The 19510-nt window shown below is 65.8% G+C and carries 14 protein-coding genes; 7 read left to right on the top strand and 7 right to left on the bottom strand.

The features are described 5' to 3' along the window. Positions 1–170: 170 nt before the first annotated feature. Positions 171–449, bottom strand: a complete 279-nt coding sequence (locus LOY51_RS14710; protein ID WP_258641765.1) for a hypothetical protein — start codon at positions 447–449, stop codon at positions 171–173. A gap of 27 nt (positions 450–476) precedes the next feature. Between LOY51_RS14710 and LOY51_RS14705 the strand changes: the two genes are divergently transcribed. From LOY51_RS14705 to LOY51_RS14690, 4 genes are all read left to right on the top strand, one after another. Continuing rightward, positions 477–2462, top strand: a complete 1986-nt coding sequence (locus LOY51_RS14705; RefSeq protein WP_258641764.1) for a TonB-dependent receptor — start codon at positions 477–479, stop codon at positions 2460–2462. A 140-nt stretch (positions 2463–2602) separates the two neighbouring features. Beyond that, on the top strand, positions 2603–3115 hold the full coding sequence (locus LOY51_RS14700) for a sigma-70 family RNA polymerase sigma factor (RefSeq protein ID WP_258641763.1): 513 nt from the start codon (positions 2603–2605) through the stop codon (positions 3113–3115). Beyond that, positions 3116–4090: a FecR domain-containing protein gene (locus LOY51_RS14695; RefSeq protein WP_258641762.1), complete on the top strand. Its 975-nt coding sequence runs from the start codon at positions 3116–3118 to the stop codon at positions 4088–4090. 468 nt (positions 4091–4558) lie between these two features. Then, a complete protein-coding gene (locus LOY51_RS14690) occupies positions 4559–6988 on the top strand; it encodes a TonB-dependent receptor (RefSeq protein ID WP_258641761.1) in 2430 nt (809 codons plus the stop codon). On the opposite strand, the gene LOY51_RS14685 is transcribed toward LOY51_RS14690, so the two are convergent. From LOY51_RS14685 to LOY51_RS14665, 5 genes are read right to left on the bottom strand one after another with little or no spacing between them, the layout of a single operon-like run. After that, complete coding sequence (locus LOY51_RS14685) at positions 6965–8527, bottom strand: ArnT family glycosyltransferase (protein WP_258641760.1); 1563 nt, start codon at positions 8525–8527, stop codon at positions 6965–6967. The genes LOY51_RS14690 and LOY51_RS14685 overlap by 24 nt on opposite strands. A gap of 3 nt (positions 8528–8530) precedes the next feature. Beyond that, on the bottom strand, positions 8531–8803 hold the full coding sequence (locus LOY51_RS14680; protein ID WP_258641758.1) for a lipid-A-disaccharide synthase N-terminal domain-containing protein: 273 nt from the start codon (positions 8801–8803) through the stop codon (positions 8531–8533). Continuing rightward, positions 8800–9543 carry a glycosyltransferase family 2 protein gene (locus LOY51_RS14675; protein ID WP_258641756.1) on the bottom strand — a complete coding sequence of 248 codons (744 nt, stop codon included), beginning with the start codon at positions 9541–9543 and terminating at the stop codon, positions 8800–8802. The genes LOY51_RS14680 and LOY51_RS14675 overlap by 4 nt, the downstream gene beginning before the upstream one ends. Positions 9544–9578: 35 nt before the next feature. After that, a complete protein-coding gene (locus LOY51_RS14670) occupies positions 9579–10553 on the bottom strand; it encodes an NAD-dependent epimerase/dehydratase family protein (protein ID WP_258641754.1) in 975 nt (324 codons plus the stop codon). Continuing rightward, entirely contained in the window at positions 10541–11878 is a 1338-nt protein-coding gene (locus tag LOY51_RS14665) for a UDP-glucose dehydrogenase family protein (protein WP_125858852.1), read from the bottom strand. The genes LOY51_RS14670 and LOY51_RS14665 overlap by 13 nt, the downstream gene beginning before the upstream one ends. A gap of 209 nt (positions 11879–12087) precedes the next feature. On the opposite strand from LOY51_RS14665, the gene LOY51_RS14660 reads away from it, so the two are divergent. The 3 genes from LOY51_RS14660 to pgm all read left to right on the top strand — a co-directional run bounded on the left by LOY51_RS14660 (position 12088) and on the right by pgm (position 17706). After that, entirely contained in the window at positions 12088–13737 is a 1650-nt protein-coding gene (locus LOY51_RS14660) for a VRR-NUC domain-containing protein (RefSeq protein ID WP_258641753.1), read from the top strand. Beyond that, on the top strand, positions 13734–15989 hold the full coding sequence (locus LOY51_RS14655) for an ATP-dependent DNA helicase (RefSeq protein WP_258641751.1): 2256 nt from the start codon (positions 13734–13736) through the stop codon (positions 15987–15989). Before LOY51_RS14660 ends, LOY51_RS14655 begins: the two co-directional genes overlap by 4 nt. Before the next feature lie 79 nt (positions 15990–16068). After that, positions 16069–17706, top strand: a complete 1638-nt coding sequence (gene pgm, locus LOY51_RS14650) for a phosphoglucomutase (alpha-D-glucose-1,6-bisphosphate-dependent) (RefSeq protein ID WP_125858849.1) — start codon at positions 16069–16071, stop codon at positions 17704–17706. Positions 17707–17868: 162 nt separating this feature from the next. Here the strand turns inward: pgm and LOY51_RS14645 are convergent, their stop codons facing one another. Next, positions 17869–19449, bottom strand: coding sequence for an aldehyde dehydrogenase (NADP(+)) (locus tag LOY51_RS14645; protein WP_258641750.1), 1581 nt, complete (start codon positions 19447–19449; stop codon positions 17869–17871). Positions 19450–19510: the final 61 nt, after the last annotated feature.

The following is a 19510-nucleotide window of genomic DNA, read 5'->3' as shown; positions in this document are numbered from 1 at the left end:
CGATGAACGCAACGAGCTCAAGTTGGCTCAACAAAGTCCCGGAAGTGCCCCTGTCCTTCTGGATCATCAAGATCTTCCAAGCGGGTTGCAAGGCAATGAGAGCCTTGTCGCTAATGCACTGATATGCGGCGCCAAGTGTAACTAAATGTATGTGGCTAAACTTATGTAACTTAATATGTGAAATATAAAGTTACTTGGCGTAAATTTTGTAAATGCACTTTGTTCAATAAATTATCGCAAATAGGATTGCGCATCATTTCATAGGTGATGGCAATCAAATGGCAAGCACTCCAACAACCCGCCGCGCGGAATCCCCACATCTTTACACGGCCCTCGGCCTGGCCCTGGCATCCTGTTCGACCGCGAGCCTGGCGCAAACCGCCGATGCCGGCAAAACCAAGCCGGGCTCGATCCTTGAACTGGAGGCGACCGATGTAAAAGGTGTTCATCAGGCCGAGACGTTCAAAGTGGATGAAATGTCTTCGCCGAAGTTCACCGCTCCGCTGCGCGAAGTGCCCAAGTCGATCACCATCATCAACGAAGCCTTGATCAAAGAGCGCGGCGCCACCTCGCTTACCGATGTATTGCGTACCACCCCAGGCATTACCCTGGGCGCAGGCGAGGGCGGCACGCCACTGGGCGACCGGCCGTTCATCCGCGGCTTCGAAGCCAGTACCGATATCCAGATCGACGGCCTGCGCGACCTTGGCCGCATGTCCCACGAGGCGTTCAACGTGGAGTCGGTCGAGATCGTCAAGGGGCCGGGTTCGGCCTACAACGGCCGGGGCTCCACGGGCGGCTCGATCAACCTCGTGAGCAAGGCTGCCAAGGCCGAGGACTTCATCGCCGGCAGCGTCACCATGGGTACCGACCAACTCTGGCGCAATACCCTGGACATCAACCAGTACCTGCCCGAGCAGGACCTGGCGTTTCGCCTGAACGCCATGAAGCACGAAGCCGATACCCCCGGCCGCGATGACGTCGAGGTCAAGCGCTGGGGCATCGCCCCGACCATTACCTGGGGCCTGCAGGGCCCGACGCGGGTGACGGCCAGCTACTACCACCTGGAAACCGATGACATTCCCGATCAGGGCCATCCGATCTCGTTGATCACCAACAAGCCTGCGGATGTCGACCGGGACAACTTCTACGGGCTGGTTGACCGAGATTTTCGCAAGACTTCCGCCGACCTGGCCACGCTGCTGATCGAACATGAGTTCACCCCGCAGCTGACCGTGCGCAACACCCTGCGCGGCGGGCGCAGCATGCAGAACTACGTGATGAGCCGCCCGGTGTTCGCCAACGTCGCGCAGGAGCAGAACGGCCTGGTAGGCCGGGGTTTCCGGCCACGCAACGTGGTCAACACCTCGGTGCTCAACCAGACCGATCTGTTCGGCACCTTCCACACCGGTGGCATCAAGCACAGCTATTCCGCCGGCCTGGAAGTCAGTCGCGAGACCATCACCGACAAGGACAAGCACGCTGGCAACAACGGTCGCCCGGGTAACCTGTACAACCCCAACCCGCACGACGGTGGCTGGACCTTGCTGCCGGGGACCGGGGAGGTCACCAGCAAGTACCAGACCGAGGTCAAGTCGCTGTACGCCTTCGACACCCTGGCGCTGCATGAACAGTGGGACCTGAACCTGGGGCTGCGCTACGACGACTACGACGTCAAGAACCGGGTCGAGGGCGGCGCCTCGTCGTCGAGCGAGCTGTGGAACTACCAGGTGGGCGTGGTGTTCAAGCCAATGCCCAACGGCAGCATCTACCTGTCCTACGGCACCTCGTCCAACCCCTCGGGCGAGAACACCCAGTCCGGCGGCGCCGACGGTGCCGGGGCAGGCAACCTCAATGGCAACAAGGCCAACCTCGACCCGGAAAAGTCACGCAGCGTCGAGCTGGGGACCAAGTGGGATGTGTTCAACGAACAGCTGTCGCTGACCGCCGCGGTGTTCCGCACCGAGAAAACCAATGCGCGGGTGACCGACCCGATCACCGGCCTGGTGGCCCTGGACGGCGACCAGCGCGTGACCGGCATCGAGTTCGGCGTCACCGGCCGCATCACCGACGCCTGGGCGGTCTGGGGCGGCTACACCTACCTGGATGCCGAAGTGGTGAAGTCGGGCGGCGATGGCAGCAACGACGGCAACCGCTCCAAGTTCATTGCGCCGAACAGCTTCAGCCTGTGGTCGTCCTATGACCTGACCGACCGCTGGACCGTGGGCGCGGGGGCCAACTACATGGACCAGCGTTACATGAACGATGCCAACACCGTCAGCATCGACGACTACTGGCGCTACGACGCGATGGTGGCCTACAAGGTCAACAAGAACCTCGACCTGCAGTTGAACGTGCTCAACCTGACCGACGAGACCATCTACGATGCCTCGCACGTCGGTCTGTTCGCCACGGTCGCACCGGGGCGCTCGGCGGAGCTGACGGCCAACTTCAGGTTCTGACCGCTGCTGCGTCGGTAGCTATCAGCCCAAGGCGCCCGGTTGCAATCAACCTGGCGCCTTTTGTTTAGGGGCCTTGCTTTGCGGTCGGGGTGTAACTTAGCATTGCTAACAATTCTCAGTTACACAAAAAGAATCGCCCCATGAGCGAAGCCCAGCCCGTGCAAACCCCTCGACTGTCTGCTGTCGAAGCGCTCTACAGCGACCATCACGGGTGGTTGTACAACCGCTTGCGGCGGCGCCTGGGCAATGCGATGGATGCGGCTGATCTGGCGCATGACACCTTCGCGCGCATCCTCGCGTCGAAGGTCACGGTGTTCAACGAGCCCCGTGCCTATCTGAATTGCGTCGCCGGTGGCATCCTCGCCAACTGGTGCAAGCGCAAGTCGCTTGAACGTGCCTACCTGGCGGCGCTGGAGCAGCTGCCAGCCCCCGAGGCGCCGTCGCCGGAAACGCGCCTGCTGATCCTCGAAACCCTGCATGAAATCGATGCGATGCTCGACAGCTTGCCGGCACTGGTCAGGCGGGCGTTCCTGCTGTCGCAGCTGGCCGGGATGAAGTACGAGGACATCGCCGAGCAGCTCGGCGTTTCGCTGATCACCGTCAAGCGCTACATGAAGCAGGCGTTTCTCCAGTGCCTGAAGCTGGTTGACTGAGTGAGCGTCGATCACCCCCACATCGAGCTTGACCCCGAAGCACTGGCGGAGGCCGCCGAGTGGCTGATGTGCTTGAGCGACAGCGAGGTCACGCCAGGGCAGCAGGCCCAATGGGCGGTCTGGCGCAACAGCAGCGCCGAGCGTGCCCAGGCCTGGGCGCGTGCCGAACTGCTGATGGGCAAGCTGGGGGGCTTGCCGCCGGCACTGTCGCTGTCGGCGCTGGATCGCCCCAGTGATCCGGGCCGGCGCCAGGCGATCACCCGCCTGGCAGTCCTGCTGGCCCTGGCTCCCGCAAGCTGGGCAGGTTGGCAGATGTACGGGCAAGGGTGGGCAGCGGACTATCGCTCGGCGGTTGGCCAGCGCCGCGATGTCACGCTTGCCGACGGTACCCAGCTGATCCTCAACACCGACACTGCGATTGACGTGCGCTTCGGTGCCAACGAGCGTTTCATCCGTCTGTACCGCGGCGAGATCCTGGTGCAGACCGCGCCGGATATCGTCGTCCCGGCGCGCCCACTGCGGGTAGGGACCGGGGAAGGGGTGATGCAGGCTCTGGGCACACGGTTCAGCGTGCGTGAACGGCAAGGGCGCACTTATCTTGCGGTGCTTGAAGGGGCTGTGCGGGTGCAGCCCGCCAGCGCCGGGCAGGCGCAGGGCCGGGTCGTGGCGGCTGGCGAGCAGGCCGATTTCGATGGCCAGGGCGTCGGCCCTAACCAGGCGCTGGACAGCGCCGGCACGCTCTGGACCCAAGGCATGCTGCTGGCGGACAACATGCGCTTGGACGAGCTGCTGGGTGAGTTGGCGCGCTACGAGCGTGGGTTCATTCGCTGTGACCGGCAGAGCGCAGGCTTGCGGGTGTCGGGGGCGTTTCCTATCAGCGACAGGCGCCGCACGTTGGGGATGTTGCAGGCGACTTATGGGCTGGCGGTCGAGGAGCGCATGGGTGGGTATTGGACGTTGGTTTCTGCGCGGTAGGGCGGTGGGGTTGCAAGGTGTTCGCCTTGAGATGTTCTGCGCCTAGGAGATCGAGCGCCGCCCGCGCGGCGCATCGCTGGCAAGCCAGCTCCCACATTTGTTTCGGGCCAGTCACTCCTGTGATTTCATCGCTGTCCGCCTTGTTTGTACGACTCGCTATTGAGGTGGGCACTACTGGCGCCTCACCCGACTTGAGACATGCACCAAGGCGTGCAGCGGTACCTTCACAGGAGTAATTGGCCCGAAACAGATGTGGGAGCTGGCTTGCCAGCGATGCGCCGCGCGGGCGGCGCTCGATCTTATAGGCGCTGCAAACCTCCGGTCATGCCCAGGGGCCTCCAACACACAAAGGAATGTGCTTCAAAACCACCCCGCAAAATTTATTCAACCCAAGCTGATACTTTTCCCCATCTCGATTGGCAACAGGAGTGAACCCTCTCCTTATCCGGTCACAAGGACCCTCCTGTCATGCCTGTTGCAAGCCGTCCCCACGGCGAGCGTGCGCTCGCCACCGCAGTCCGTAACGCCCTGATAAGCCTGGCCCTGGTGGCCGGCGTCGCAGGCACCCAGGTGGCACTCGCGGAACCTGAAAGCGTCGTGGCCACCCAGGCCTACGCCATCAGCCCCGGCCCGCTGGGCCGCGTGCTGTCCAGCTTTGCCGTGGCCTCGCAGATCGCCTTGTCGTTCGAGCCGGCGCTGACCGATGGCTTGCACAGCGCAGGCCTCAACGGCAGCTACTCGCTACAGGACGGTGCCGCCCGCTTGCTGGCCGGCAGCGGCCTTGAGCTGGTGGCCCTGGGCAACGGCAACTACACCCTGGTCAAGCTGGCGCAGCAAGGCGATGGCCTGACGCTCGCCGCCACCAACATCGAAGCCGACAGCCTGCGCCACGACAGCTTGCCGGAGGCCTTTGCCGGCGGCCAGGTGGCCCGCGGCGGGCGGCTGGGGATGCTGGGCAACAAGGACGTGATGGACACCCCCTTCAGCGTTACCAGCTACACCGCCAAGACCCTGGCCGACCTGCAGACGGTGACCGTGGCCGATGCGCTGGAGCGCGACCCGTCGGTGCGCTCCACCGGGCAGACCGGCGGCATTGTCGACTCGTTCTTCATCCGTGGCTTTCCGGTGGGCGAGGGCAACCTGGGTGAGCTGGCCTTTGATGGTGTCTACGGCGTTGCGCCCAACTACCGGGTATTCACCGAGTACGCCGAGCGCGTCGAGGTGCTCAAGGGGCCCGGCGCCCTGATGTATGGCATCTCGCCCAACAGCGGTGTCGGCGGCGTGATCAACATCGTGCCCAAGCGCGCCCTGGCCGAGGACCTGACGCGCGTCACCGCCAGCTACAGCTCGGACAGCCAGGCCGGTGGCCACCTCGACATCAGCCGCCGCTTCGGCGAGGACAAACAGTGGGGCGTGCGTTTCAACGGCAGCCTTGCCCAAGGCGACACCGCCATCGACAACCAGCAGCGCGCCCTGGATATCGGCGCCATTGCCCTGGACTACAAAGGCGAGCGCCTGCGCCTGAACCTCGATTTCATCAGCCAGAAAGAAAAATGGGATGCCGCCTCGCGGCCCTTCACCGTGGCACCGGGCATCGACGTACCGTCGGCCGCCAATGGCCGTACCAACCTGCCCCAGGACTGGGGCTGGTCCAACACCCGTGAGCAATCCGCATTGCTCGGCGGCGAGTATGACCTGAATGATTCCTTGACCGCGTTTGCCCATGCCGGCGGCGGCAAGGCCGATGTAAAACGCATGTCCGACCAGGTGCCGAGAATCCTCAATGCGGCCGGCGATACCAGCAATATCCCCGGTTACTACAAGTTCAACGTCGACCGCTCCACCGCTGATGTGGGCCTGCGCAGCCTGTTTGAAACGGGCCCGGTCAACCACACCGTGACGGTCATGGCCACCCGTTATCAGGACGAGATGTCCCGCGGCATCAACAACGGCACGGCGATCCTGTCGAACATCTACCACCCGGTCGATGTGCCCAAGCAGCACATCAATGCACCGAAGGTCTTGCGCATCTCCGAGTCCGAACTGAGCGGCCTGGCCGTGACCGACACCCTGGCCGTACTCGATGACCGGCTGCAGCTGACCCTGGGCGTGCGTCGGCAGGACATCGAATCACGCAATTACAACGCGGCCGGCGCGGTGTCGTCGCGCTACGACGACAGCGCCACCACGCCGGTGGTCGGGGTGGTGGTCAAGCCGTGGGACAACGTCTCGCTCTACTACAACTACGTCGAGGGGCTGAGCAAGGGTGACATCGCGCCGGCCACGGCCGCCAACGCCGGTGAAGCCTTCGCGCCCTACACCAGCAAGCAGCATGAGCTGGGCGTGAAGTTCGAACGCGACAGCTTCATGACCACCTTGGCGCTGTTCCAGATCGAGAAGCCCAGCGGCGAGCTGGGTGCCGGCAACCAGTTCTCGGTACAGGCAGAGCAGCGTAACCGTGGCGTCGAGCTGAGCATGTTCGGCGAAGTCAGCCCGGGCGTGCGCCTGATGGGCGGCGTGACCGCGATGGACGGCAAGCTGACCGACTCGGCCACTGCCGCCAACAAAGGCAACAAGCCGGTGGGCGTGCCTGAACTGCAGGCCAACCTGTGGGGCGAGTGGGATACACCGTGGCTGGCAGGCTTCACCCTGACCGGTGGCACCATCTACACCGCCAGCCAGTACATCAACCAGGCCAACACCCAGGAGCTCGACGCCTGGACCCGCTTCGATGTCGGTGGCCGCTACACCACCCATATCGACGGGCGCCCGACGACGTTCCGGGCGACGGTACAGAACGTGTTCGACCGTGAATACTGGTCTGGCGTCGCGTCCTATGGCGCGATCTCGCCCGGTTATCCGCGCACCCTGCAGCTATCCGCCACGGTGGATTTCTAACCCTGTTGTGGGCCGGTCTAGGGGCATGGCGCCCCAGGCAAATTGGTAGACCTGTTTGGGGGGGGCCGGCTGGCATTGGCCGGTATCGGCATCGGCCCCCACCACATACCACTCGGCGCGCGAGGTATCACCCAGCTTGCGCGCCTTGTCGGCGCTGAAACAGCGGCCCAGCTCGGTCGCCGGCAGCAGGGCGAACGCGGCGGGGTGCTGGCGCAACCAATAGACGGCCGTGTCCGCGGAGGAGTGGCTGCCGAAACCGAAGTGCACGATCGGCTGGCGGGCGAACAGCCAGTGCCCTTCGCGCCAGTTGACCAGCACCAGTTCGGCGCCGCCGGTGGCACGGGCGGCATCGACCATCAGGGTTTCGTGGGGGTTGCGGCCCTCCTTGATCGGCTCGACCAGGCCGCGCACGAACCACAGGCAGAACCACACCACGGCAACCAGAGTAAACACCTTGCGCCAGCCCGGCCGGCGCTGGAACCAGCGCTTGAGCAACCAGGGCAGCAATGGCGCGATGGCCAGCACCAGGCCGGGCAGCGCCGGGAAGATGTAGAGCTTGCGCTTGCCGCTGCTGAGGCTGAAGAACAACAGCACCAGTGCCACCCAGCCGAGCAGCACCAGCAAGCGCCCGTCATGCTTGAGCAGTTGCCGGCGCCAGGCCGGTACCAGCCAGGGCAGGGCCAGCACCAGCGGCAGCCAGTACTTGGGGATGACCTTGGCGAAGAAGTACCAGAACGGCTCGCGGTGGTCCCAGGCATTGGCATAGCGGTTGGCGGTCTGGCGCAGCAGGATCTCTTTCAGGTAAGCCAGCTCTGCCGCGCCGCCGCCATGGGCGATGGTCAGCAGCAGTGGCAGCAGCCACACCGCGCAACCGGCCAGCAGCCACAGCAGCCCCAGGCTCCAGCGCCAGCCCTGGCCAGGCATGGCCACCACGCCCCGCCAGCGCCGGTGCACGGCCCAGGCATAGGGCATCAGCATCAGCGCCGGGACAAAGCCCACACCTTTGCTGATGATGCCCAGGCCCATGGCCGCGCAGCCGGCATAGAACCAGCCCCAGGCCGGGCCCAGCAGCAGGTGGCGAAGCAAACCGTAGAAACCCAGCGCGACCCACAATGCGAGGAAACTGTCGATCTGCCCGGTGCGCAGGATGCTGTAGCTCTGGTAGGTCGCCAGGAACAGCAAGGCGGCGATGCAACCGATGCGCTTGTTCCACAGGCGCCGGCCCAGGTCGTACAGCACCGCAGTGGTGGTGGCTGCCGAGAGCAGGCCGGGGAGGTACAGGGCGACCTTGGGCAAGCCGGTCAAGGCGCTGAACAAGGCCACGGCCCACATGAACAAGGGTGGTTTGTCGCCGTAGATTTCACCGGCACGGTGCGGGATGAACCAGTTGCCGCTCTGCAGCATCTCCAGGGCGACACCGAGGAAGCGTTCTTCGTCGACGTTCATCGGCTGGCGCCAGCCGATGCCGGCACCGACCAGCAGCAACGCCAGGGCGACCAGCGCCAGGCATTGGGCGCTTGGGGTTGTGAACCTGGGCAAGGGCTATTCCTTCTGCTCTTTGAGCCGGGCGATCAACTGCAGGTTGCGCAGGTAGACCAGAAAACCGAAGGCCTGGCCGATGATGAACACCGGGTCCTGGCGGTAGATGGCATAGATCAGCAGCAAGGCGCTGCCGAGCATGCTCAGGTACCAGAAGCCCACCGGGATCACGCTGCGGCGTTTGTACTCGCTGTACAGCCACTGCAGCACGAAGCGGCCGGTGAACACGGCCTGGCCGGTGAAGCCGAGGATCAGCCAGAGGGTTTCGCGGGTCATCCTTCGAGCTCCTGCGGGTGGGTGCCCAGGCGGGTGCGACGGATCAGCCACCAGACCCCGAACAGGTCGAGAATGCCGACCAGGGCGCGGTCCAGGTTGCCGTACTTGGAGGTGCCGGCGTGACGTGGCCGGTGGTTCACCGGGTGCACCAGCATGCGGCCGTTGTGGCGCAGGATCAGCGCCGGGATGAAGCGGTGCATATGGTCGAAGTAGGGCAGACGCAGAAACGCCGCGCGCTCGACCAGCTTCAGCCCGCAACCGGTGTCCGGGGTGGCATCCTTGAGCAGGCGGCTGCGCAGGCCGTTGGCGAAGCGCGAAGCCCAGCGTTTGCTGGCGGTGTCGCGGCGGTTGACCCGGTGCCCGGCCACCAGCTTGATGCCACCGGCCAGGTCTTCGCTGGCACGCACCAGCGCGAGCATCCCAGGGATATCCGCCGGGTCGTTCTGGCCGTCGCCATCCAGGGTCGCCAGCCAGCGACCACGGGCCGCCTGGGCGGCGTGCCAGAGCGAAGTGCTCTGGCCCAGGGAGCGTTCATGGTGGAGGATGCGCAGTTGTTCAAAGCCCTGGGTACGCAGCTGTTGCAGCACGACCAGGGTCGGGTCGCTGCTGCCGTCATCCACCACCAGCACCTCGTAGCGCTCGCCTTGCAGCGCGTTGCGGATTTCCGCCAGCAACGCCGGCAGGTTTTCAGCTTCGTTCTTTGCCGGAATCAGTAGCGAAAGGTCGATCTGTTCAGTCATCGGGCCTACCTGTGTTCTTGTTGTGAATGCGGGGTTCAGATCCGGTAGAAGTCCCGGTACCAACTGACGAATTGGCCGACGCCGTGTTCCAGCGAGACCCTGGGGGTGTAGTCGATCCAGTGCGCCAGTGAGCTGATGTCCGCCCAGGTCTCCAGCACGTCGCCGTCCTGGAAGGGCAGGTAATCACGCGTTGCCGGGATGCCCAGGGCCTGTTCCAGGCACTCGACGAATTGCAGCAGCCTGACCGGCTGGCCGCGGCCGATGTTGAACAGCTGGCAGGGCGGTTGGCCTGCGGCCGGCTGTGGTGGTTTGCCGCGCAGGCGCTGGATGCTTTCGACGATGTCGTCGATGTAGGTGAAGTCCCGTGCCATCCGGCCGTGGTTGTAGACCTCTATGGGCCGGCCTTCGAGCATGGCCTGGGTGAACTTGAACAGCGCCATGTCCGGGCGGCCCCAGGGGCCGTAGACGGTGAAGAAGCGCAGGCCGGTGGCGGGGATACGGCACAGGTGCGCGTAGGTGTGCGCCATGAGCTCATTGGCGCGCTTGCTCGCGGCATACAGCGAGACCGGTTGTTCCACCGGGTCGTCGACGCTGAACGGCAGCTTGGCGTTGGCGCCATACACCGAACTGCTGGAGGCATAGATCAGGTGACTGGTGGGGTGTCGGCGGCAGGCTTCGAGGACGTTGAGAAAACCGATCAGGTTCGCCTGGCCATAGGCCCCTGGGTTGTCCAGCGAATAGCGCACCCCGGCCTGGGCCGCCAGGTGGATGACCTCACTGAAGGGCTGCCTGGCGAACAGCTGGAGCAGGGCGTCCGGCTCGGCGATGTCCAGCCGCTGGAAGCGGAAGTTCGGCCAGCGGGCCAGCTGTTGCAGGCGCGCCTGCTTGAGCTCGACGCTGTAATAGCTGTTGAGGTTGTCGATGCCGACCACCTCCAGGCCTTCCTGGCACAGGCGCTGGGCGAGGTGAAAGCCGATGAAGCCGGCGACGCCGGTGATCAGTACGGGCATGGCTGCGGCATCTGGCCACGGCCGATGCCGTAGTAAGTCAGGCCGGCGGCGGCCATGTGCTCGGGCTCGAACAGGTTGCGCCCATCGAACACCACCCGGTCGGCCAAAAGCTGCGGCACCTGGTCCAGGTTCAGCACCCGGTAGTCCTGCCACTCGGTGACGATCACCAGCGCATCGGCACCCTGCAGCGCATCGTCCTTGCACGGCACCAGCTGCAGGTCGGCACGCGCGCCGTAATGCCGCTGGATCTCCTCCATGGCCTGCGGGTCGTGGGCCTGCACCCGGGCGCCGGCAGCCCACAGAGCTTCGAGCAGGACCCGGCTGGAGGCCTCGCGAATGTCATTGGTATTGGGTTTGAACGACAGCCCCCACAGCGCGAAGACCTTGCCGCGCAGGCCATCGGGGTAGTGCCGGGCGATCTTGGCGTACAGCCGGTTCTTCTGGCGCGCGTTCACCGACTCGACCGCGCGCAGCAGTTGCGGTTCGAAGCCTTCGGCTTCGGCGCATTTGCTCAGGGCCTGCAGGTCTTTGGGGAAGCACGAGCCGCCAAAACCGCAGCCGGGGTAGATGAAGTCGTAGCCGATGCGCGGGTCCGAGCCGATGCCGCGGCGGACCATCTCGATATCCGCGCCCAGGTGCTCGGCCAGGTTGGCCATTTCATTGATGAAGGAGATCTTCGTCGCCAGCATGCAGTTGGCGGCGTACTTGGTCAGCTCGGCGCTGCGCGCATCCATGACCATGAGCTTTTCCCGGTTGCGGCTGAACGGCAGGTACAGTTCGCGCAGCAGCTCAAGCTCGGACGGCCCGGCGCCACCGATGATGATGCGCTCCGGGCGCATGCAATCGTCGACCGCCGAACCTTCCTTGAGAAATTCCGGGTTGCTGATCACCCGATAGTGCTCGGCATTGGCGACCGCCTGGCGGATGCGCGCCTTGATGCGGTCCACCGTGCCGACCGGCGCGGTGGACTTGTTGACGATGATCTTGGGGTGATCGGCATGTTCAAGAATATTGTCGACCACCGCGAACACGTGCTTGAGGTCGGCGCTGCCGTCGGCCTGGGGCGGGGTGCCGACCGCGATGAACAGCAACGGGGCGAAATGGGTCGCCCTGGCGGCGTCGGTGGTGAAACTCAGGCGGCCACAGGCCAGGTTCCGTTTCAACAGTGACGCAAGGCCCGGCTCGTAGAGCGGGCAATGGCCCTGGCTCAAGGTGGCGATCCGCTCGGCGTCAACGTCCATGCACAGCACTGAATGCCCCACCTGAGCCAGGCATGCCGCCTGGACGAGGCCCACATAACCCGTACCGAAAACCGTAACCTTCATCTCGCAGCTCCATGACCGAATCCGGGCAGGCCGTTACCCATGCCGAGGTACCTGGTAAGCAGGCTGAAAAAAAATGTCACAGTCTTGTTTAAGGTTTGTTACCGCATCCGGCGTACGGCGGGTTACCAAGCGCGCGACCCACGGCACTTGCTTAGCCTTGGGGTCTGTATGTATAACCAGTGTCCATTTCCCGCGCCCGATCCCGCACCGTGATTGCCCATTCCGTCGATGACCCGTTCTACTACCTGCACAACTTCCGCCAGGTGCTGAACTGGGTCGAACAGCGTTACGCCGACCTGCTCGATGCCCACGAGCACGGGTTCATCCGCGCTTTCGCCGGCTTGCCGGCGCCTGCCCAGGCCCTGTTGGTGCGCATGGTCATGCGCAAGGGCGAGCTGTTTCGCAGCGACAAACTCAATTACGACGAGATCGGCGATACCGACAGCGCCCTGGCTCCCTTGCTGGGCCTGGGCTGGGTCGATGCCGAGGCGCCGCTGACGCTGGAGCAGCTGTGGCCGCTGCTGCGCAAGGACGAGGCGCTGCACTGTTTTGCCGGGCAGCTCAGCCGGCCCAAGGCGGGCAAGGCCGAACTGCTGGCGCAGTTGCAGGCGCTGCAACTGGCGCCGCGTTCGCTCGCCGCGTGGTACCCCGATTGCCCCACACAGATCATCCACTGGCGCTTGCAGCCGCTGTGTGACCGCCTGCGCCTGCTGTTTTTCGGCAACCTCTACCAGGACTGGTCGGAGTTCGTCCTCGCCGACCTCGGGCTGTTGCGCTACGAGCAGGTGGCCTTCGCAGAAGATTCACGGGCCCTGCGTCAGCGCAGCGAGGTCGAGCTGGCCATGACCCTGCACCAGTGCGCCGAACGCCTGGAGCAGGGTGAGGCGCCCGCCATGCTGCTGGCGACGCTCGACGGGCTGGGCAGCGACAACCCCTGGCTCGCCCGGCGGCGTGCGCGGCTGCTGTTCAATCTCGGGCAGCACTGCGAGCGTTTGGGCGAATGGGACCTGGCACTGCAGGTGTATGGCGATTGCATCCATCCCGAGGCACGTATCCGCCAGGTGCGGGTGTTCGAGCGCAGTGAGCAGTGGCCCCAGGCGCACGCGCTGGCGGCCGACATGGCGGCGGCGCCGGCCAACCCGCTCGAGCGTCAGGCCCTGGAGCGCATGCTGCCGCGCCTGGCGCGCAAGCTTGGCGGGCCGGCGCAACCCCGTCGGCGCAGCGATGCGGTGCAGGTGATCGAGTTGGAGCTGCCGGCCGAGCTTGCGGTTTTCGGGGTGGAGGAGGCGGTACGCCGGCACCTGGAGCAGGACGGCGGCGTGGCCCACTACGTCGAGAACACCCTGTTCAACAGCCTGTTCGGCTTGCTCTGCTGGGACGCCATCTTCGCCCCGTTGCCAGGGGCGTTCTTCCACCCGTTCCAGAGCGGGCCGCAAGACCTGCACGATGGCGACTTCCAGCAGCGCCGCGCAGCGCTGTTCGAACAGTGCCTGGGGCGGCTCGACGATGGCAGCCATGGGCAGGCGATCCGCGCCTGCTTCAGCGCCAAGCAGGGCCTGCAGTCACCCTTCGTGTTCTGGCAGATGCTCGATGAACCGCTGCTCGAACAGGCCCTGGCGTGCCTGCCCGCCGCGCACTTGAAAGCGTGCTTTGTGCGCCTGTTGCAGGATATCCGCAACAACCGCGCCGGCATGCCCGACCTGATCCAGTTCTGGCCCGACGAGGGGCGCTATCGCATGGTCGAGGTCAAGGGGCCGGGTGACCGCCTGCAGGACAACCAACTGCGCTGGCTGGCGTTCTGCAAAGAGCACGGGCTGCCGGTGGTGGTCTGCCATGTGCGCTGGCAGTCGGCGCCATGAGCTATACGGTAGCGGTACGCGCCCTGTGCGAGTTCAGCGCCAAGGTGGGCGACCTCGACCTGCGCTTCACCCCGTCCCCGACCGCCCAGGAGGGCATCGCCGGCCATCGCCGGGTGGTGGCGCGGCGTGCTGCCGGCTACGAGGCCGAAGTGGCGCTGGAGGGCGAATACCAGGGCCTGCGTGTGCGCGGCCGTGCCGATGGCTATGACCCGGAGGGCAACCGCCTGGAGGAGATCAAGACCCACCGTGGCGACCTGGCCCGCCAGCCCGACAACCACCGCCAGCTGCACTGGGCTCAGGCCAAGGTGTATGGCTGGTTGCTGTGCCAGGCGCGGCAACTGACAGACATCGAGGTGGCGCTGGTGTATCTGGATATCGACAGCGACAGCCAGACGGTTATCAGCGAGCGCCACAGCGCCGCCGATCTGCAGCAGTTCTTCCATACCCAGTGCCAGCGCTTTCTCGCCTGGGCAAGGGCCCAGGAGCAGCGCCTGGCCGAGCGCGACCGAGGCTTGCAGGCATTGGCGTTCCCCTATCCAGCGCTGCGCCATGGCCAGCGCCAGTTGGCCGAAACCCTGTACAAGGCGGTGAGCACTGGCCGCTGCCTGATGGCCCAGGCCAGCACCGGCATCGGCAAGACCCTCGGCACCCTGTTCCCGCTGCTCAAGGCCGTGGTGCCCCAGCAGTTGGACAAGCTGTATTTCCTCACCGCCAAGACCCCGGGCCGTGCGCTGGCCCTGGATGCCTTGCGCCAGCTCACCCGTGACGGCACCCAGCCGGCCCTGCGCACCCTGGAGCTGATTGCCCGCGACAAGGCGTGCGAGTACCCCGAGAACGCTTGCCATGGTGAGTCCTGCCCGTTGGCCAAGGGGTTCTACGACCGCTTGCCGACGGCGCGTGAGGCGGCAGCGGCAGTGCCGTTGCTCGACCGTGCGGCCCTGCGCGAGGTGGCCTTGGCACACCAGGTATGCCCGTATTACCTCGGCCAGGAAATGGCGCGCTGGGTCGACCTGCTGGTGGCCGACTACAACTACTACTTCGACGCCCATGCCCTGTTGTTCGGCCTGGCCCAGGCCAACCAGTGGCGCACGGCCGTGCTGGTGGACGAGGCGCACAACCTGGTCGAGCGCGGCCGGCAGATGTACAGCGCCAGCCTCGACCAAGGCCAGTTGCAGGCGCTGCGCCAGGCCAAGCCGATGGGCCTTGGCAGTGCGCTGGACCGGCTGAACCGCCAGTGGAATGCGCTGTACAAGGCGCAGGTGGCGCCGTATCAGGCCGGCGAGCAGTTGCCCGAGGCGTTTCTGCGCGCGCTGGCGCAGTGCATCGGGCTGATCCAGGAGCGCATGAACCAGGCGCCCGCCGAAGTGGAGCCCAAGGTGCTGGAGTTCTTCTACCAGGCGTTGCAGTTCAGCCGTATCGCCGAGCTGTTCGATGAACACTTCCTGTTCGATATCAGCCAGCGCAATGGCTTACGCGGCCGGCGCCTGGCCACCCTGTGCCTGCGTAACGTGGTGCCGGCGCGCCTGCTCGGGCCACGGATGAGCGCCGCGCGCAGCGTCACGCTGTTCTCCGCCACGCTCAACCCCCGGCACTACTACAGCGACCTGCTGGGCATGCCGGCCGACACCGCCTGGCTGGAAGTGGCCGCACCCTTTCGGGCCGAGCAGTTGGAGGTGCGCATCGTCAGTGAAGTGTCCACCCGTTATCAGCAGCGTCAGGCCTCGCTGGCGCCGATCGTCGAGCTGATCGCCGCGCAGTATGCACGTCAACCCGGCAATTACCTGGCGTTCTTCAGCAGTTTCGAATACCTCGAGCAGGTCGCTCGGCTATTGGCCGAACGCCACCCCGGGCTGCCCCAGTGGCGCCAGGCGCCGGGCATGGACGAGGCCGGGCGCGAGGCCTTCCTGGCGCGGTTTGTGGCGGACGGGCAGGGCATCGGTTTCGCCGTGCTCGGCGGTGCCTTCGGCGAGGGCGTCGACCTGCCGGGTACACGGCTGATCGGCGCCTTCGTCGCCACCCTGGGCCTGCCCCAGGTCAACCCGGTCAACGAGCAGTTCAAGCAGCGCCTGGGGCGGCAGTTCGGTGCCGGTTTCGACTACGCCTACCTGTACCCGGGGGTACGCAAGGTGATCCAGGCCGCCGGCCGGGTGATCCGTGGCGACCAGGACCGTGGCGTGCTGCTGCTGATCGACGAGCGCTTCGCCGAACCCCGGGTGCGGCAGATGTTTCCCAGCTGGTGGCGATACGCCTGAACGCGCCCATCGCCTGGCGTTGAAACTCCCAGTACACTTCGCGTTCCAACCCCAACATTCGTTGCTTTCGAGGTTTCGCATGACGCTCAGTCCTTTGGCAGGCAAGCCGGCTCCGGCCAGCGTGCTGGTCGATATCCCCCGGCTGTTGACCGCCTACTACACCGGCCGCCCCGACGCCGCCGTGGCGGCCCAGCGCGTGGCCTTCGGCACCTCGGGGCACCGGGGCAGTTCGTTCGAGCTGAGCTTCAACGAGCATCACGTGCTGGCCATCACCCAGGCCATCTGCCTGTACCGCCAGGAAAAGGGCATCGACGGCCCGCTGTTCATCGGCGCCGACACCCACGCGCTGTCCGCCCCGGCCGCTGCCAGCGCGCTGGAAGTGCTGGCCGCCAACGGCGTTCAGGTGCGGTTGAGCAAGGACGACGAGTACACCCCCACGCCCGCGGTGTCCCACGCCATCCTCTGCCACAACCGTGGCCGTACAGCGCAACTGGCTGACGGCATCGTCATCACGCCGTCGCACAACCCGCCGCAGAGCGGCGGTTTCAAGTACAACCCACCCAATGGCGGCCCGGCCGACAGCGACGTGACCAAGTGGATCGAGGCCAAGGCCAACGAACTGCTGGCGGCCAACCTGGCCGGGGTCAAGCGCATGGATTACCAGCAGGCGCTCGAGGCTGCGACCACCCAGCGCCATGACTACGTCAACAGCTATGTCGCTGACCTGGAAAACGTCATCGACTTCGACGTGATCCGCGGCGCCAACCTGCGCCTGGGCGTCGACCCGCTGGGCGGCGCCGGGGTGCGCTACTGGTCGGCCATCGCCGAGCGCTACCAGCTGAACCTGGAAGTGGTGAACACCGAGGTCGACCCGACCTTCCGCTTCATGTGCGTCGACTGGGACGGCCAGATCCGCATGGACCCGTCCTCGCCGTACGCCATGCAGGGCCTGATCGGCCTGCGCGAGCGTTTCGACGTGGCCTTCGCCTGCGACCCGGACCACGACCGCCACGGCATCGTTACCGCCGACGGCCTGCTGCAACCGAACAACTACCTGGCCGTGGCCATCGACTACCTGTACCGCCACCGCCCGCAGTGGCGCAAAGACGCCGCCGTCGGCAAGACCGTGGTGTCCAGCGGCCTGATCGACCGCGTCACTGCCGCACTGGGCCGTGAGCTGTACGAAGTGCCGGTAGGCTTCAAGTTCTTTGCGCCGGGCCTGTTCGACGGCTCTTTGGGCTTCGGTGGCGAAGAAAGCGCCGGCGCCTCGTTCCTGCGCAAGGACGGCTCGGTCTGGGCCACCGACAAGGACGGCCTGATCCCGGCCCTGCTGGCCGCCGAGATGACCGCCCGTACCGGTCGTAACCCGAGCCAGATCTACGCCGATCTCACCGCCAAACTGGGCAAACCCTACGCGACCCGCGTCGAGGCCAAGGCCGACCTGCGGCAGAAGGCGGCGCTGAGCAAGCTGGCGCCGGAGCAGGTCAAGTCCACCGAGTTGGCCGGTGAGCCGATCGAGCAGATCCTCAGTCATGCCCCGGGCAACAACCAGGCCATCGGCGGCCTGAAAGTGATGACCGCCAACGGCTGGTTCGCCGCGCGGCCGTCCGGCACCGAGGACATCTACAAGATCTACGCCGAAAGCTTCATCGACGAGGCGCACCTCAAGCGCCTGGTAGAGGAAGCCCAGGTGCTGGTGGACGCGGCGATCGCCTGATCGGCAAAGCTGCTAGACCTAAACCAATGGGGCTGCTCCGCAGCCCTTCGCGGGTAAACCCGCTCTCACAGGATTTGCGTTCGCAGTACCTGTGGGAGCGGGTTTACCCGCGAAGGGCCGCAGAGCGGCCCCATTTGACTCATAGGTATTGCATCCAGCGGATCAGATCGCCGCGTCGCTCCACTGGCCATTGACCAGGCGGCGCAGCCCCAGCGGGTTGCCGTCGCGCAGTGCTGCCGGCAGCAGCGTCTGCGGGTAGTTCTGGTAGCACACCGGGCGCAGGAAGCGGTCGATGGCCAGGGTGCCGACCGAGGTGCCACGGGCATCGGAGGTGGCCGGGTAGGGGCCGCCGTGGACCATCGCATCGCACACCTCGACACCGGTCGGGTAACCGTTGACCAGGATGCGGCCGACTTTCTCCTCCAGCAGCGGCACCAGCCAGGCGAAGGCTTCGAAGTCCTCCGGCTCGCCAATCAGCGTGGCGGTGAGCTGGCCACGCAGGCCGAGCAGGGCGGCGCGCAGTTGCTCGTTGCCGGTGACTTCCACGGCCACGGTGGTCGGGCCGAACACTTCTTCCTGCAGCAACGGGTCGGACTCCACCAGCAGGCGGGCATCGGCCTTGAACAGCTGGGCGCGGGCCTGGTTGCCCTCCTGGGCCTGACCGGCCAGGTGCTGGATGCCGGCGTGGGCGTGCAGGTGCTCCAGGCCGCCAACGTAGCTGCGCAGGCCGCCCGCGTTGAGCAGGGTCTGGCCGGCTTGGGCATCAAGGTGCTGGCCGAGGTCAGCAAGCAGTTGGCTGAACTGCGGCGATTGCAGGCCGATGACCATGCCCGGGTTGGTGCAGAACTGCCCCGCGCCCATGCACACGGAACCAGCCAGTTCACGGGCGATGGCCTCGCCACGCTTGGCCAGCGCGCCCGGCAGGATGATCACCGGGTTAATGCTGGACATCTCGGCGAACACCGGGATTGGCTGCGGGCGCTCGGCGGCCATGCGGCACAGGGCATCACCGCCTTTGAGCGAGCCGGTGAAGCCAACGGCCTGGATCGCCGGGTGCTTGACCAGCCACTCGCCGACACCGCCACCGAAGACCATGTTGAACACGCCCTTGGGCATGCCAGTGCGGGTGGCGGCGCGCTCGATGGCGCAGCCGACCAGGTCGGCGGTGGCCATGTGGCCGCTGTGGGCCTTGAACACCACCGGGCAGCCGGCGGCCAGGGCGGCGGCGGTGTCGCCACCCGCGGTGGAGAACGCCAGCGGGAAGTTGCTGGCACCGAACACTGCCACCGGGCCGACGCCGATGCGCATCTGGCGCAGGTCCACCCGTGGCAGCGGCTGGCGCTCGGGCAGGGCCAGGTCGATGCGTGCGCCAAGGTAGTCGCCGCGGCGCAGCACCTGGGCGAACAGGCGCATCTGGCCGCTGGTACGGCCACGTTCGCCCTGGATGCGGGCAGCGGGCAGAGCGGTTTCACGGCAGACGATGGCGACGAAGCTGTCGTCCAGCTCGTCAAGTTCGGCGGCGATGGCGTCGAGGAACTCGGCGCGGCGTGCCGGGGGCAACTGGCGGAACTCGGCGAAAGCGGCGGCGGCGGCTTGGGCGGCCTGGTCGACTTCGCCTTCAGTGGCTTGGGCGAAGCTGTAGGGCAGGGCTTCGCCGGTGGTGGCGTCCAGGCTCTGCAGGCGCTGGGTGCCGGCGGCGCTGCGCTGGCCTGCGATGAAGTTGTGGCCGAGGATCTCAGGCATGGGGTGCTCCTGTAGTCGCTGAAGGAAGAATGCTATTTGGGCAGGTTCGCTTGGCCTCTGT

This window comes from Pseudomonas sichuanensis (assembly GCF_024749065.1).
In the GTDB taxonomy this organism is placed as follows: Bacteria; Pseudomonadota; Gammaproteobacteria; order Pseudomonadales; family Pseudomonadaceae; genus Aquipseudomonas; species Aquipseudomonas sichuanensis.
The sequence above is the reverse complement of the archived record's forward strand: the minus strand, read 5'-3'. Positions and strand labels throughout refer to the sequence as shown.